Source organism: Rhizobium sp. 57MFTsu3.2 (assembly GCF_012932765.1).
Classification (GTDB): Bacteria; Pseudomonadota; Alphaproteobacteria; order Rhizobiales; family Rhizobiaceae; genus Rhizobium; species Rhizobium altiplani.
Window position 1 is genome coordinate 12,475 of sequence record NZ_JDWI01000035.1, and the last position, 14,716, is coordinate 27,190.

Annotated in this window: 13 protein-coding genes; 6 read left to right on the top strand and 7 right to left on the bottom strand. The window is 60.5% G+C overall.

The annotated features are described in order from the left end of the window. Positions 1-55 precede the first annotated feature (55 nt). The 3 genes from AF71_RS26880 (at position 56) to AF71_RS26890 (ending at position 5,652) form a co-directional block, all read left to right on the top strand. The gene (locus AF71_RS26880) at positions 56-1,507 is read left to right on the top strand and encodes a hypothetical protein (RefSeq protein ID WP_018857231.1); all 1,452 of its coding nucleotides are present in this window, start codon (positions 56-58) and stop codon (positions 1,505-1,507) included. 122 nt (positions 1,508-1,629) lie between these two features. After that, complete coding sequence (locus AF71_RS26885; protein WP_169683853.1) at positions 1,630-4,887, top strand: adenylate/guanylate cyclase domain-containing protein; 3,258 nt, start codon at positions 1,630-1,632, stop codon at positions 4,885-4,887. A gap of 87 nt (positions 4,888-4,974) precedes the next feature. Then, positions 4,975-5,652 (top strand): peroxiredoxin-like family protein, encoded by a 678-nt coding sequence (locus AF71_RS26890; protein ID WP_018857229.1) that lies wholly within the window; start codon positions 4,975-4,977, stop codon positions 5,650-5,652. A 106-nt stretch (positions 5,653-5,758) separates the two neighbouring features. Here the strand turns inward: AF71_RS26890 and AF71_RS26895 are convergent, their stop codons facing one another. From AF71_RS26895 to lgt, 7 genes are all read right to left on the bottom strand, one after another. After that, entirely contained in the window at positions 5,759-6,409 is a 651-nt protein-coding gene (locus AF71_RS26895; protein ID WP_312867292.1) for a Kazal-type serine protease inhibitor domain-containing protein, read from the bottom strand. Positions 6,410-6,456: 47 nt separating this feature from the next. Beyond that, positions 6,457-7,389 (bottom strand): ribose-phosphate pyrophosphokinase, encoded by a 933-nt coding sequence (locus AF71_RS26900; protein ID WP_018857228.1) that lies wholly within the window; start codon positions 7,387-7,389, stop codon positions 6,457-6,459. Positions 7,390-7,495: 106 nt separating this feature from the next. Then, positions 7,496-8,326 carry a hypothetical protein gene (locus AF71_RS26905; protein WP_113471217.1) on the bottom strand — a complete coding sequence of 277 codons (831 nt, stop codon included), beginning with the start codon at positions 8,324-8,326 and terminating at the stop codon, positions 7,496-7,498. Between the two features lie 82 nt (positions 8,327-8,408). Beyond that, positions 8,409-9,560, bottom strand: a complete 1,152-nt coding sequence (locus AF71_RS26910; protein ID WP_113471216.1) for a Xaa-Pro peptidase family protein — start codon at positions 9,558-9,560, stop codon at positions 8,409-8,411. A 5-nt stretch (positions 9,561-9,565) separates the two neighbouring features. After that, a complete protein-coding gene (pgeF, locus tag AF71_RS26915; protein ID WP_018857225.1) occupies positions 9,566-10,360 on the bottom strand; it encodes a peptidoglycan editing factor PgeF in 795 nt (264 codons plus the stop codon). 95 nt (positions 10,361-10,455) lie between these two features. Further along, positions 10,456-11,556: a class I SAM-dependent methyltransferase gene (locus tag AF71_RS26920; protein WP_018857224.1), complete on the bottom strand. Its 1,101-nt coding sequence runs from the start codon at positions 11,554-11,556 to the stop codon at positions 10,456-10,458. A gap of 25 nt (positions 11,557-11,581) precedes the next feature. Then, on the bottom strand, positions 11,582-12,463 hold the full coding sequence (lgt, locus tag AF71_RS26925) for a prolipoprotein diacylglyceryl transferase (RefSeq protein ID WP_192241936.1): 882 nt from the start codon (positions 12,461-12,463) through the stop codon (positions 11,582-11,584). Between the two features lie 280 nt (positions 12,464-12,743). Here lgt and AF71_RS26930 point away from each other — a divergent pair, with 280 nt between their 5' ends. The 3 genes from AF71_RS26930 to proC all read left to right on the top strand — a co-directional run bounded on the left by AF71_RS26930 (position 12,744) and on the right by proC (position 14,716). Then, positions 12,744-13,004 carry an accessory factor UbiK family protein gene (locus AF71_RS26930; protein WP_007534115.1) on the top strand — a complete coding sequence of 87 codons (261 nt, stop codon included), beginning with the start codon at positions 12,744-12,746 and terminating at the stop codon, positions 13,002-13,004. Between the two features lie 392 nt (positions 13,005-13,396). Then, complete coding sequence (locus tag AF71_RS26935) at positions 13,397-13,897, top strand: YbjN domain-containing protein (RefSeq protein ID WP_018857221.1); 501 nt, start codon at positions 13,397-13,399, stop codon at positions 13,895-13,897. Continuing rightward, the gene (proC, locus tag AF71_RS26940; RefSeq protein ID WP_018857220.1) at positions 13,898-14,716 is read left to right on the top strand and encodes a pyrroline-5-carboxylate reductase; all 819 of its coding nucleotides are present in this window, start codon (positions 13,898-13,900) and stop codon (positions 14,714-14,716) included. It begins immediately after the preceding gene.

Here is a 14,716-nt window from a genome sequence, read left to right on the forward strand (position 1 = left end):
CGCCGCGCGGAAACCTCACATGCTCGCAAAACACAAGCGGCGGAGGAGTTCGGATATGCGGCTCAATCTTATTGCGGCAACGAGTACGATCGCGCTCGCCTTGGCATCTGCGGCCTATGCCGCTGACATCAACCAGGCTGGGGCCAGGCAGGTTCAAGAAAGCCTGACGAGACTGCTGCCGAAGAGAGTGGCGAAAGACGGTTTCGTGACCGTCAATCCGGCTGGGACACGCTACGAGATCATCTATGATTTTGCGAAGCTTCTGAAGAGCATCGATCCGGGCAGCTTTACAGTCACCGGCTTGACGCCGTGGTCGATGTTCGCAACGCGATTGGATACCGGTCTGTGGAGCGTGGAGGGGAACAATTCCCTCAATGTGTCTGGCAGCTTCAAGGCGTCGGGACAGCCAAAGACGGAATTTGCCTACATCATCGAGACCTTCATTTTCAGTGGCGTTTTCGACCCGGCGATCAGCTATCTCCGCTCGGGCGACTTCTCTACGAAGGCCGTGAATTTCTCATCCAAGACCGAAGCCGAGGAAGTAAGCGCCGGCTTTGATAGCATGAAATACAAACTGACGTCGTCGGAGGGTGCTGCGGCCGGCACGACGAATTTTGCCACCAGCGGCTCGGCCGCGGGATTCCTAGAGAAGATCAGCAGTCGCGAAGTGCCTCCGGTCGAAATCCGCGCTGACACAATCGATTTCGCAGCGGCGGTAAACGGCCTGCCCGTGAACAAGGTTCGCGACATCATCATGTTCGTGGCCGACCACGCCGACGAGAAGAAACTTGCTGTGGCGGACGGCGAGAAGTTGAAGGAAATGCTTCGTGACGCGTTTCCGTTGCTGACGAGCTTCAACGAAACGATCGACTTCAACAATCTCACAGTGTCGAGTGCCGCGGGTAACGGTGGCGCCAAGAACCTCAATTATGAGGTTGCACTCGACGGCGCGACCGACGCGACGCGCTTTGGAGTGGGTGTGACGGCGGATCAAATCAGTTTCGCGAGCGCGATCGTTCCTGCGGCCTATTCAGACTTCGTGCCCCGGCAATTGCAGCTGCAGTTGGCGATACCCAACATGGATTTTGCGGCGTTCGGCGATGAGTTTCTCAAGGTCGATTTCAGCGGCGCATCGTCAGAAGACAGCGGCAAGAAGGCGGTCGAGCGGCTCTTCAAGGGCGGCGAATTGGTCATGGAGTTCCCGAAGATCAGCGCGGTCTCGAGCGTTTACGATGCCGAGATTTCCGCAAAGGTCCGCGGACGGGTCGATACTTCCAAGGATTATTCCATGGAAGCGACGGTTCTGGCGCGTGATCTCGACAAGACGATCGCCGCCGTTCAGGAGCTTGCGAAGACCAACGCCGAGCTCAATCAGGTGTCGTTCGGCCTGATGATGGCCAAGGGCTTTGCGAAGACTGATCCCGACGGGCGTCAACGCTGGGATATCAGCGTCGCGCAAAACGGCTCCGTCACGATCAACGGCCAGGTCATCAAGGGCGCGGATTGAGCCTGCTACGTTAGCCTTGCAGCTCAAGGCGAGGGGCCTTGCGGGGCGCCCCCGGCAGGTCCATGCTGTGTTGCCAGTGTCAGCTCTCTAGGTGAGGCCGGCGCGCTCAGAGAGGCAGGCCGATGAATTGTGCCGCCTGTGGTTTTGCGATCGAAAGTCGTTTTGCGTTCTGCCCGAAGTGCGGCGCAAGACAACCGATCGTCTGCGCCTCCTGTGGCGAGACATGCCAGCCCGATTTTGCGTTTTGCCCAAAATGTGGAACACCTCTTGGCCCGGCCGAAGGTCGTGCAGTTCCTGCCGAACCGCCGCCGCGTGCAGTCCCGCCTACATCCATGCCTGACGATGCCGCCGACCGGCGTCCGCTGACCGTTCTGTTTGCCGATCTCTGCGGCTTTACTGCGCTCAGCGAGAGAACTGACCCGGAACTGATGCGCTCGCTGCAGAACGAACTGTTCGAGGAGTTGACGCGGGCCGTGGAGGCTTATGGCGGCTATGTTGACAAGTTTGTCGGTGACGCGTTGCTTGCGCTGTTCGGGGCCCCGACAGCACATGAGGACGATCCCGATCGTGCCCTTTGCGCAGCACTCGACATGATTGCGGGTGCTGACCGCCTTGGCGCCAAATGGCTGGATCTGGCCGGTGGAGATCCGCTGCAGCTGCATGTCGGCATCAACACAGGGCCGGTGGTCAGCGGTGGTTTCGGAGCGGCGGCTGCGCGATCCTACTCGGTGACCGGCGATACAGTGAATACGGCCCAACGACTGCAAACGATGGCGGGTCCAGGCGAGATACTGGTAGGCCCGGTAACCTACCGTCTGACGCGGCATGCGTTCGCGTTCGACAATCTCGGTTCGCTTGCCCTTCGCGGGAAGACGGGAAATGTACAGGTACATCGTCTCCTCGGACGGATGGAGACGCCTCACGCCGCGCGCGGTTTGGAAAGCCTAGGCCTGCACGCCGAACTCATCGGGCGTGACTCGGAACTGTCGCGGATGTCCAATTGCCTGGATCGCGCCAGTGGCGGCAATGCGCAACTCGTCCAGCTCGTCGGTGAGGCTGGCATCGGCAAGTCAAGATTGGTCAAGGAGTTTCTGCAGAACGTCGCCGAAGCCGAGCGGTTCGGGCAGGTGGTGGTACGGCGTGCCGTCTGCTCACCCCTCGGGGAGCAATCTTATGGGACGCTAGCATCGGTTCTACGCAGCGCCTACGGGATAGCTGAGCGGGAAACCGCAGCCCGGACGGCCGAACTGCTGGCAACGGGATTGGTCGACCTTGGTTTTAGCGAGAGCGAGGTCGCGGGTCTGACGCCGCTCCTTTCTCATGTCTTGGGCCTCGGCGATCCGGATGGAGCGCTGCGGTATGTCGAGCCAGAGCAGTTGCGGCGGCAGATCTTTTACGCCACGCGTACGATCTTTGAACGGCGGCTGTCGCTAAGCCCACTGCTGCTGGTGGTGGAGGATCTCCATTGGGCGGATGCCGCTTCGATCGAGGCGCTACGCTTCGTCCTGGACCGGCTCGAACGTACGCGCCTGATGATGCTGACGACAGGACGGTCGGTTGCCGAGGGCGAAGGCCTGGAGTCAAGCCGGATCAACCGCACCGTCATGCGGCTCGCGCCGCTTTCGAGTAAGGATGGCGAGGCTCTGCTGACGCAATTCTTTGGCGTGGACAGTTCCGTGCCTGCGAAGACGCGCTCACGAATTCTCGCGCGAGCGGGCGGCAATCCGCTGTTTATCGAGGAGATCGTACGGGCGCTGATCGAGACCGAGGCACTTCATTTCGAGAACGGATGCTGGCGCATGGCGGGTGGCGAAATGGGAACCGAGGTGCCGATGAGCCTGCAGGCGATGCTGCTGGCGCGCGTCGACCGCCTGCCGCCCGACGTCAAGCGTTTGGCGCAGGAAGCTGCCGTTATAGGTCCACGCTTCGATCTGGCATTGCTTCGCGCCGTCGCATCGGATGCAGAGTGTGTCGAGCGTGGGCTGGATTTTCTCTGCGAGGCCGAGGTCGTTGAGGAAACGCCTGGTGCTGCTTCGGCAAAGGCGATCTCTTATTGCTTCCCGCAGCAGCTATTGCACGATGCCATCTATGGCAATCTCTTGCTACAGCGCCGCAAGGAGCTGCATGCGCGTATCGGGGCCGCGATCGAGAGAATACATTACGGCATACCCGCTCGACTCGAGGATATCGCACAACTCGGCCGTCACTACTGCCGGGCCGACGAGGTGAGCAAGGGCGTCCGATACCTCATGGCCGCGGGTGATTTGGCCCGCAAGACCTACGCAAACGACGATGCGATGCGCCTCTACCGCGAGGCGCTTGCGGCAATTTCGGATAACCCGCAAGCCGGTTCGGAGTTGCTTGCTCTCTATGAACGGTTCGCTGATCTCTGCGGGCCGGCGGGAGAGCGGGAGACGGCCCGCGAACACTATGGCCGCGCACTGACGACCTTAAAGGAAGCTGGTGATCAGCCGGGTGCGGCGCGGATCCTGCGCAAGCTCGGCCGCCTCAATCTTGCTGCGGGCAGAAGTGATCTTGCGGACGCCGACTATGCGCAGGCCGCCTCGCTGTTGAGCGTGAGCAATGCACCCATCGAACTTGCCCATCTGCTTCAGGAGCGTGGGCATCTCGCCTTCCGCAAGGGCGATCAGACCGCTGCCGCGCGTTGGGCCGATGATGCACTGTCCTGCCTCAACACTGCAACATTGGATGGGGAAGGCTCCGTGGCCTCGGAGGCTGCGCAGGTGCGAGCGGAGGCGCTGAATACAAAGGGGGTGGCGCTGGCGCGGCTGGGGCGGCACCGCGAGGCGGTGCGCGAAGTCGAGCGAAGTCTGGAGGTTGCCGAAACGGCGGGGCTTCTCGGCGCGGCCTGTCGCGCCTATTCCAATCTCGGCGTTCTCTATACGATCGTCGATCCGCGGCGTGCCATCGATGTGTGTCGCCAGGGCCTCGATGTTGCCAAGCGCATCTCCGACCTCGGTTTTCAAGCCCGGCTTTTCGCCAACCTCGCGGTCGCCTGCTGCACCTTCACCGACAACTGTGCCAAGGAGGGAGTGCCGGCGGCTGAAAGAGCGATCGAGATCGACCGGGCGCTGGATCAGCGCGATCACCTGGCGGTGCCCCTCATCGTGCTCGGACAGATCCATCAGTGTCACGGGGAACCGGACCTGGCTCGGAACTACTACGAGGAAGCGCTTCAGCTCGCGCGTGAAATCGGCGAGCCACAGCTTCTCTTTCCATGCTATGATGGGCTTGCGACGTTGAACTTGGAAAAGGACGATATGGCCGAGGCGGAGCGCTACTTTTCGCTCGCGCAGGATGTTTGCGTCAGGCATGGGCTGGATCCCGACGCGCTCGTCGTGCTGCCCTTCCTGGATTGATTCAATGCCGGCAGGTAAGGTGCTGAGTTTTCGCTATTTTTTCTTCTGCTCGGCTTGCTCGCCGACGCGCAAATGAAGGAGGGTGCCATGCCCGAAAATCAAAGCGAGAGACCGCTGCAGCCCGGTGACCGCGCGCCGAACGTCATTCTCGATGCGATCACGCGTCAGGGCAAGATATCGATCGATGACTTCCGAGGACAGAAGCCGGTTTTGGTCGGCCTGTTTCGCGGGCTCCACTGTCCATTCTGCAGGCGGCAAATCGCCGCGATGGCGAGCCTGGCGGGCGACCTCCAGCAAAAGGGCATCGAAAGTCTGACGGTGGTCAATACGCCTATCGATCGGGCACGCCTCTATTTCCGGTATCATCCCTTGCCCAATCTGCTGGCGGCCTCCGATCCCGACAGGGTATCGCATCGCGCCTTCGGGCTTCCCAACATCGAGTTCACGCAATCGGAAACAGCGTGGCCCTACAAGGTTAGCCTCGACACGCTAACGTCGATGCGCGTCGATATGCCTGACCTGCCTGAGCCGATGGCCCCGCTGGCGGCTGTTGAATACCTCGACAATGCCGATGGTTACGAGTTCACGGACGACGACAAGCGGATGATTGCGACGGGTGAGGGCCAACTGGTCGGCGAGTTCCTTCTTGACCGCGACGGCGTCGTCAGATGGTGCTTTACCGAGGTGGCCGACGATGGCCGACGTATGTTCGGCGTACCGGCTCCCGAGGAGGTCATGTCGGCCGCGTCAAACATTGCTGCCTAAGCGACTGCGGTCAGTCAGATCCGCTTGTCGCGCTTTTACTCGTTTTCGAAAAACGGAGTTCGGCTCCCGCATAAGCGGAAGCCGACTTGTCAGGGTCGCCACTTCATTACCTGCATGCGCCCTGGCGTATGATGCGGAAGCCGCTGTTGTTAGCTTCACAGGTATTCGAGAAGGTGCGCAGTTGTGAACCTCGTTGGCCGCAGACTGGGCGGTACTCACGCGTGCATATGCCACCGGGCCGCGGCGGTGGCGGACGCTGCGGGCGCACTGTTATGCCGGGCTGGCGGCGGCACTGGCCGCGGCTGATGACCGTAAAGTTGGCTGCTTGAGCCTGGCACGCGTTAGAGAAGGTCTGAACACGTCCGCTGCGTTGGCCGCAGACCGGAGCGTACTCCATGGTACACACCTGCGGCCTCGACGGAAGAGGTGTCGGACGCGATGTCATCGGAGGCGGCCGGCGGCACTGGCCACGGCTGATGATTGTAAAGTTATTTGCACGCGCCTGGCATGCATTGGCGAAGGTCTGGACACGTCCGCCGCGTTGGCCACAGACGGGATTGTATTCCAGAGTGCATATCTGCGGACTGGGCGCGCGAGGTGGCGGGCGCCAATAATTGGGTCCTACGTCGGCAGTGCAGGCAGACAGAAGCGAAATGAGCCCAAACAGGGCGATCTTCCGAGGCAACAGGAAACCGGCGAGCGTCATGACTCTTCCCCTGCAGCTAGATTTCTTTTCAAATCCTAGCTCAAGTTGCATTTCCGGGGAAGATCAAACGTCTGCGGTGTTGAAAGTTTTGAAACGCTTCAGTCGAACAGGCTGGAAACCGACTCTTCCTGGCTGGTGCGGTTGATCGCTTCACCGATCAAGCTCGCCGTGCTCACAACGCGGATGTTGTGAGCTGACTGGACAGCCGTCGTCGGCTGGATCGAGTCGGTGATGACGAGCTCGCGAAGCTTCGACGAAGTGATGCGGGTGACCGCGCCCCCCGAGAGAACGCCGTGGGTAATATAGGCGGTGACGCTTGCCGCCCCTTTGGCAAGCAGCGCATCGGCTGCGTTGCAGAGCGTGCCGCCGGAATCGACGATGTCGTCGATCAGCAGGCAGTCCTTGCCTTCAACTTCGCCGATGATGTTCATGACTTCGGATTCACCCGGGCGGTCGCGGCGCTTGTCCACGATCGCCAGCAGACAGTCGAGACGTTTGGCGAGCGCGCGGGCACGAACAACGCCGCCGACATCAGGCGAAACCACCATGACGTTGCTGATGTCGTAGTTGGCCTTGATATCACGGGTCAGGACCGGGATGGCGTAGAGATTGTCCGTCGGAATATCGAAGAAGCCCTGGATCTGGCCTGCATGCAGATCGAGGGTTAGCACGCGATCGGCGCCGGCTTCCGTTATGAGGTTGGCGACGAGCTTGGCGGAGATCGGCGTGCGCCCCGAGGCACGGCGATCCTGGCGGGCATAGCCGAAATAGGGAAGAACCGCAGTTATGCGGCGCGCGGACGAGCGGCGCATCGCATCGATCATGATGAGCAGTTCCATGAGATGGTCGTTCGTCGGAAAAGACGTGGACTGGACGACGAACACGTCTTCACCGCGAACGTTTTCCTGAATTTCCACGAAGATTTCCTGATCGGCAAATCTTCTGACGCTGGCTTTGCCCAAAGGCACATTGAGATAGCTGCAGATCGCTTCGGCGAGATGCCGGTTCGAATTGCCTGCGAAAACCTTCATCTTGGTCCGCCTATTTCCTGCTGATAGCCGCGCTTTTTAGCCAGCTTGCTCCTGAATGCAAGGGCTAAGGCGTCATCTGCGCTCATATTTCTAAAAACCTTGTGGCTTAACCGCCGCGAGCATCGCGCCACGTTGAGAAGTCGGTGATGGTTTTCGAGGCGATTTGCTGCATAACCGAGGCGGGAACGCCGGCCCAGGGATCCAGCGCCTCCGAGGGTACGCTTTCCTGTCCCTGGATGCGGTGCAGGCGCGCGCCGCTGCCATCGAGAATATCCCAGACATAGACCACGGTGACCTTGCCGCTGTCGGAAAAGGCGGAGAGGTATCCCTTCAGAATGTAGGCGCTTGAGCTGTCGTTCGAGCTCTTGATGGAAAGGCCGTGCGAGCGGGCCTCCGCTCCGAGTTGGCGCGAAAGCGGTGTAACCGCCTGAACCGGTGCCCCGATGATCGGAAGGAAGCGGACGGTCGTCCCACCTGCCGAGGACGAACTCGTATTCAGCATGGCAGTCTGGGTTTGCTGTCTAGGCGGTTCGCGAGCGGGCGCTTCCACCATGTCTTCTTCCTCGGCCTGGGCGTTGGATATTGGCTCCGGCAGGGTCTGCGCCTTGATTGGCACGGAGGCTGCCGGCGAGCGCATATCGCTTTCCAAGGCCATCGCCTGGGCTTCCATCGTGGTAGGCGGTGCGCCTGAACCTTGACGATAGCTCGCCTGGCTGTAGGCGGGATGATATCCGTTCGACCGCTGCTGAGCGGCAAAGGCCTGCTGGCGGGGCTGGGTTCCTGCCATGCGTTCCACGTCGCCCTGCGTTACCGGCGATGAGCGCATGTTTGGTGAGGAATCGCCGATGTCGACCAGCGGGACCAAGGCGTCGGTGGTGTTGCAGGCGGTTAGGGCAAAGCAGGCAAGGAGCACTGGCGCAGTCGCGACTCGCGTCATCCCTCGTTACATCCTTCCCAGTGCCGGCCCCATGCACTTTATGAAGGCCGGTGCGGGTCTGTGTCAATTCCGGATTCTTGTCTCAGACGTTGATGAAATCCAGAGAGTGGCGGGAAAGCGCGCGGGGTGTGTTGTCCGTCGTGAGATAAGTCTGCCCGAGGGTCATCGCAGTTCCCGTGTCGGAATCCATGATGATCATGTGCACGAAGAGCGACATGTTCGGTTCGATTGCTTGCGGATTACCGACATGGAACATCTGATGCTCCATCCAGGATGGCGAGAAACGGGCGCCCAGCGAGTAGCCGCAGGCATTGAGGCGATGGCGCGACAGGCCGCGCTCGTCCATGATTTTCGCATGCATATCGAAGACGTCGCCGAAGCTGTGGCCCGGCCTCAATACCGTTTCGATTGCCTGGATGGTTTCGAAGCAGGCGTTGTAGAGTTCGCGATGGCGATAGCTCGGTTCGCCGATGACGACGGTACGCATCATTCCCGCATGGTAGTGCGCGTAAGCGCCTGCCCATTCGAGCGTCAACTGGTCGTTGGTATCGAGCTTGCGGCGGCCGGCCTTGTAGCGGCAAAGCAGGGCGTCCTCGGCAGAGCCGATGATGAATTCGTTCGCGGAATAGTCGCCACCACCGGCAAAAACGGCGCCCTGCATCGCGGCCAGAATATCCGCTTCGTCTGCGCCGGGATTGGTCAGCGCGAGTGCCGCATCAAGCGCATCGTCGGCCAATACAGCAGCGCGTTCAACATAGGCGACTTCGGCTGGGCTCTTGATCAGTCTCAGGCGGCTGACGAGATAGGACGCGTCGACGATCTGGCCGAAGGACGTCAACTGCGCGTCGAGCATCCGGGCTACGCGGCCCGTCATGCCATGGGTGTCGTATTCGACGCCGATCCTGGCTCCGAGCAGATCCATCTCGACCAGCAGGTTCCGAAGGTCGACGGTCGGATCGGCATTTACGCGGTCGACCCAGACTTGCACGTTTTCCAGAATGGAGGTGTGTTTCGCCTGACGCAGGTCGGCAGAGCGTGTGATCAGCGCCATCGTCCCGTCGGCCTTGACGACAAGCGTTTGGAAGAAGCAGTAGCCGAAGGTGTCGTAGCCGGTCAGCCAGTACATGCTTTCCTGGGCAAACAGCAGCAGGGCATCCAGCTTCTCTTCGCGCATCTTGTCTGTCAGACGCGCGAGGCGGACGGCGAATTCGGGTCGGTCGAAGTGCAAGGCCATACCGCTCAAATCTCCCTGATTGCGATTGCAGAAATCTGCCGACCGTAGTCCGGCTCTTTGTTATGTGTGGTCCGGCGGTACGAGAAGAAACGCTCGGCATCGGGATAGGTGCAGAGCCCAAGGCTTTCTGCGCGGATGCCGGCGGCGCGCAGCCGGTCGATCGTCAGGGCAGGGAGGTCGAACATCGCGTGTTCAGGCTTTCCTGATGGCACGAAATAGCGCTCGTAAGATGGATCCTGAGCGACAAAGCGTTCCACAAATTCCGGCCCAACCTCGTAGCTCGCCTGGCTGATCGATGGGCCGAGGCAGGCAACGATGGCTTCGCGCTTCGCGCCAAGCTGGACCATCGTGTCGATCGTGTTTTCCAAAACACCGGTGAGGGCACCCTTCCAACCTGCATGAGCGGCGCCAATGACACCGTTTTCCGAATCGGCGAAGAGGATTGGCCCACAATCGGCAGCCAGCACCCCGAGCGCTATGCCCGGAGTTGCCGTTACCAACGCATCCGCTGAGGGGCGGGAGCCGTTATAGTTCCTGTCGACGACGACCACATCGGGAGAGTGTACCTGGTGCACAGTAGCGAGACGCTCGACAGGCAATTCAAACCAGCTAGCCACGCGGCGGCGATTCTCCTGAACCTTCTCGCGCTCATCGTGCGAGCCGAGGCCGACATTCAGGCCGCGATAAATGCCGTCCGAAACGCCGCCTTGCCGGGTGAAGTAGCCATGGAGAATTGCGTCACCGGTTGCCTCTTTCAGCAGCGCGCTTTGGATCGGTGCCGGAGATGCTGCTTGCGTCATTAGAACTTCCAAAATTGCTTGAATGCTTGTGCGCCTTACTGGATGGCAATGCCTGGTCGATTGCCGCGGATGTTGGCCCAGCGGCGCTCGCGCTGTCAATCCACCGAACGGAAGGGCATCAAATCCACCGTCGGGTGCGAGACCGCCAGCACCTTGAAGAGTTCGCCCATACGCCCTTCACCTTCGGCGGCCAGTCGGTCGACTGCGGTCTGGATGATTTGCTGCGTATGTGGTGCTCGATCCCGGCCAAGCACGGCAGCGCGATCGAGAATGCCGAGGCCGACGAGAAAATCGCCTTGGTGAAGCATGCCGTTGACGTGGACCCCGGCCGCAGTGGCGGTCTGTGCCAATGCCTGGAAATCGACGTGGCTCGTCAGGTCCGCTTCACCGGGATGCGCCAGAGGCGGATCATACTCATGCATGCGCACCGCCTGCAGCGTGTCGCCGTAGCCACTCACAACGTGCCCATAGTCAATGGCGACAAGCGTCCCGCCATGTTCTTTCAGGCGATCGCAGATCGATAGCATCACCGACTGGCGCGCCGGCGAGACTTCGAAGATCGTTCCCGGGAGTACGTCCTCTTCCGGCCAGGGGAGGAGGCTTGAATCGATCCCGGCCACGCCGGCGCCGAATGTCAGTTCGCCTGCTGCGTCGACGCCCACCATCCGCTCGCGGAAGCCCGCCGGCGTCCGCACGAACTGACGGATCGGAATCGCATCGAACAACTCATTTGCCGCGACGAGCGAGAATCCCGGCGGGACTTCATCGAAGCCCTGATGCCAGCTGACCTTGTCGCCGTGGGACGCCAGCGTCTCCTGCTGGATGTCGCGCAGCCGCTCGCTTGTCTCGACGAGGTGCACGGTCATGTCTCCGAAAAGCGGCGGCGCGATACGGGAAATGACGCGCAGCATATCCGACATCATCGTGCCGCGACCGGGACCGATTTCGATGAGACGGACACCTTTGGGCGTCCCGTGTCGCTGCCAGGCATGGACGATGAAGACGCCGATCATCTCGCCAAAAAGCTGGCTTACCTCGGGTGCAGTCACGAAGTCACCTGTGCGGCCAAAAGGCTCGCGGGTCCTGTAGTAGCCATGTTCGGGGTCGGCGAGGCACAGCGAAAAAAAGTCCGTGACGCTGATCGGGCCGTTCGCCTGAATGATAGCCTTGATCTTCTCACCGAGCGCGGTGCTCATGAATGCCCCTCCTGTCAGGCTGCGATCAGTGCTGCAGGGCAGCCTGACGGCGAGCGCGAAGCATGGCCCAGATTCCCAGCAATACCATCGGCGTGGAAAGCACCATGCCCATGGTGAGCCAATTGGTGCCCAGCAGGTAGCCCAGCTGGGCATCCGGTTCGCGGAAGAATTCGACGAAAATGCGGGAAAGCGCGTAGCCGCAGACGAAAACGCCGGTGACGAAGCCAGGGGTCTTCAGTGCGCGGAAGCCGTAGATCAGCATGGCGAGAACCAGGAGGAGCACGATGCCCTCCAGACCTGCCTCGTAGAGCTGGCTGGGGTGGCGAACAAAGTCGCCGCCGGGGCAGTAACCGTCGGCCCGCTCGATATATTGGTTACAGAAAACCATGCCCCAAGGCACATCGGTCAAGCGCCCCCAAAGCTCACCATTGATGAAGTTGGCGACGCGGCCGCAGAACAGGCCGATCGGGACGACTGCTGCGACAATATCGAACAGGCTCCAGATCGGTATGCTGTTGCGCCGCGCGAAGACGATCATCGCGATGGTGGTGCCCGTCAGGCCGCCGTGGAAGGACATGCCGCCATTCCATATCTGTATCGCCCGGATCGGGCTCTCGATGACAGCAGGCATGTCGTAGAAGAGGATGTAGCCGATGCGGCCGCCGAGGACGATGCCGAGCGCGACCCAGATGATGAAATCGTCCAGTTGCACCTTGGTGATCGGGGACACGTCGCCCGGCCACAGCTTGTTGTTCCCGGCGATCTGACGCGCATAGTACCAGCCGAGCATGATGCCGGCGACATAGGCAAGTCCGTACCAGTGAATTGAGAGGGGGCCGAGCGAAAAGGCGATCGGGTCGATCTCGGGGAACGGCATGATCGCCATGAAATTGGCTGCTGTCGGCAAGGTTGTCCCATTCGGTGGCGCAAAGCCCGGAATATGGAATCGGGCGTCTGACGCGGTTCAGTTCAAGGCGTCCTTTGCGACTTTCTGAAGGCGCGCCAAGCTTGATGTGGGCGGAAGATGGCGCTGCGATCAAGAGCGGTCAAGTCGATTGTTGGCGATCGGAGGCCGCCGGCTGGCTTATCCAGAGCAAACCGCTTGCATCCTCCGCGGCGAAGCCCTACCTCATTCTTGAGGGGCCGAAGTGGCCCTAACTGGTCTATAGCAAAGGGAGAAAATCGCCATGACGACTGGAGCAAACCGCATCATGGACGAGTTCGCCAAGCTGATGACGGATGCGGCCGGCGCTGCCCAGGGTGTGCGCAAGGAAATCGAGACAGCCTTCAATGCGCAGGCGGAGCGCTGGCTCAATACGCTCGACATCGTGAAGCGCGAGGAATTCGAGGTCGTACGCGAAATGGCGATCAAGGCGCGCGATGAAAATGATGCGCTGCTTGCGCGGATCGCCGCCCTTGAAGAGAAGCTTGCGGCCAAGGGCAAGTAATTCCCGTTGTGAGACAGGCCGTGGTGTGACCTTTATGAGACACACCGCGGCTGCGGCCTAAAAACCAGGTGCGGTTATCCACCTGTGGACACTGCCAAAAAGATCAATGGGCAGAGTCATTTAAACCCTCCTTCTGAATCTAAACCCGAAAAGCTTTCCACAGTGCCGTTCCCTAAAACGGCCTTCAGGGGCTGGCGTGTCGCCGAGCCCGTTATACACTGATTTTAAATGATGATTCGAAGCGGTTGGTAAGCTCCAGGCAGGTTTGACTGCGTTAAGTCTGGTAGTGGTTCAACGGTCATCACGGTTGGTGGTTCCGGCTGTTGCGTGTGTTCTCCTTGTGTCTCGTTGACGAAGTTGGTTCGCATTCACTCCGGTCAAGAAGGTGCTGCATGAGCCTCATGGAATTGGAAGTCGAGCGTCAGTCGAACCCGGTCGATATGATCGAGTACGTCGCCGCCAATAACGACTGGTCTTTCGAGCGGTCGGGTGACGACGAAATTGCGATGACGGTTGAAGGGAAGTGGGCCGACTACCACGTTTCCTTTTCCTGGATGGAAGAGTTCGAGGCGCTGCACCTTGGCTGCGCCTTCGACGTCAAGGTTCCCGAACAGCGCGTTAACGAGGTCACCAAGCTCTTGGCCGCGATCAACGGCCAGGTCCTGATGGGACACTTCGATCTTTGGCGCCAGGAAGATGTCATCATCTTCCGTCAGTCGCTGCTGCTTGCCGGCGGTGCGGAGCCGACCAATCGACAGGTCGAGGTTTTGCTCGCTAGTGCGCTCGATACCTGTGAGGCGTACTATCAAGCGTTCCAGTTCGTGATCTGGTCGGGCATGGAGGCGAACCGCGCCATGGAAGCGGTTCTCTTCGAAACCGTCGGCGAGGCGTAAATGTCATCCGCATCTTCAGGTCCTATCGTTCTTATCGGTGCCGGCAATATGGGGGGCGCAATGCTCTCTGGCTGGCTGAAGAGCGGAGTGGCCGGTTCTTCCATCGTCGTCATCGATCCCGGTCCGTCCGAGCAGATGATGAAAACAATCAACGATGCCGGCGTAACGCACGTTACCTCGGCTCCTGCCGGGCTGACGGCAGGCGTTCTCTTTCTGGCGGTCAAGCCACAGGTGATGGATGCCGTGCTGCCTCCGGTCAAGGGAACGGTGGGATCAGAAACCGTCGTTGTGTCGGTCGCCGCCGGAAAGACGCTGTTGTTTCTTGAAAAGCATCTCGGTGAGGCTGCGATGGTGCGCGCTATGCCGAACACCCCGGCCATGGTCGGTCGTGGTGTTACGGGTGCGTTTGCCAATGCCCGCGTCACCGATGCGCAGCGTGAGCACGTCCATTCTCTCTTGCGTGTATCCGGTCCGGTAGAATGGGTTCCAACCGAAGCCGACATCGATGCCGTTACGGCGCTGTCGGGAAGCGGACCGGCTTATGTGTTTTATCTCGTCGAGTGTATGGCAGAGGCAGGCCGTAAACTTGGCTTGCAGGCGGACCTTGCCATGCGTCTTGCACGGGAAACGGTCGCGGGGGCTGGTGAGCTTTTGCACCAGTCCCCCGACGACGCCTCGCGGCTGCGGCAGAACGTGACATCGCCGGGCGGCACGACCGCCGCCGCGCTTTCGGTCCTGATGGCCGAGGACGCGATGCAGCCTCTTTTCGACAAGGCCCTCGCGGCAGCGCGCAGGCGCGCCGAAGAGCTTGCCGGCTGA

Coding starts and splice junctions, on each gene's coding strand:
- AF71_RS26880 (WP_018857231.1), top strand. CDS start 56: ATGCGGCTCAATCTTATTGCGGCAACGAGTACGATCGCGCTCGCCTTG.
- AF71_RS26885 (WP_169683853.1), top strand. CDS start 1,630: ATGAATTGTGCCGCCTGTGGTTTTGCGATCGAAAGTCGTTTTGCGTTC.
- AF71_RS26890 (WP_018857229.1), top strand. CDS start 4,975: ATGCCCGAAAATCAAAGCGAGAGACCGCTGCAGCCCGGTGACCGCGCG.
- AF71_RS26895 (WP_312867292.1), bottom strand. CDS start 6,409: ATGCAACTTGAGCTAGGATTTGAAAAGAAATCTAGCTGCAGGGGAAGA.
- AF71_RS26900 (WP_018857228.1), bottom strand. CDS start 7,389: ATGAAGGTTTTCGCAGGCAATTCGAACCGGCATCTCGCCGAAGCGATC.
- AF71_RS26905 (WP_113471217.1), bottom strand. CDS start 8,326: ATGACGCGAGTCGCGACTGCGCCAGTGCTCCTTGCCTGCTTTGCCCTA.
- AF71_RS26910 (WP_113471216.1), bottom strand. CDS start 9,560: ATGGCCTTGCACTTCGACCGACCCGAATTCGCCGTCCGCCTCGCGCGT.
- pgeF (WP_018857225.1), bottom strand. CDS start 10,360: ATGACGCAAGCAGCATCTCCGGCACCGATCCAAAGCGCGCTGCTGAAA.
- AF71_RS26920 (WP_018857224.1), bottom strand. CDS start 11,556: ATGAGCACCGCGCTCGGTGAGAAGATCAAGGCTATCATTCAGGCGAAC.
- AF71_RS26930 (WP_007534115.1), top strand. CDS start 12,744: ATGACGACTGGAGCAAACCGCATCATGGACGAGTTCGCCAAGCTGATG.
- AF71_RS26935 (WP_018857221.1), top strand. CDS start 13,397: ATGAGCCTCATGGAATTGGAAGTCGAGCGTCAGTCGAACCCGGTCGAT.
- proC (WP_018857220.1), top strand. CDS start 13,898: ATGTCATCCGCATCTTCAGGTCCTATCGTTCTTATCGGTGCCGGCAAT.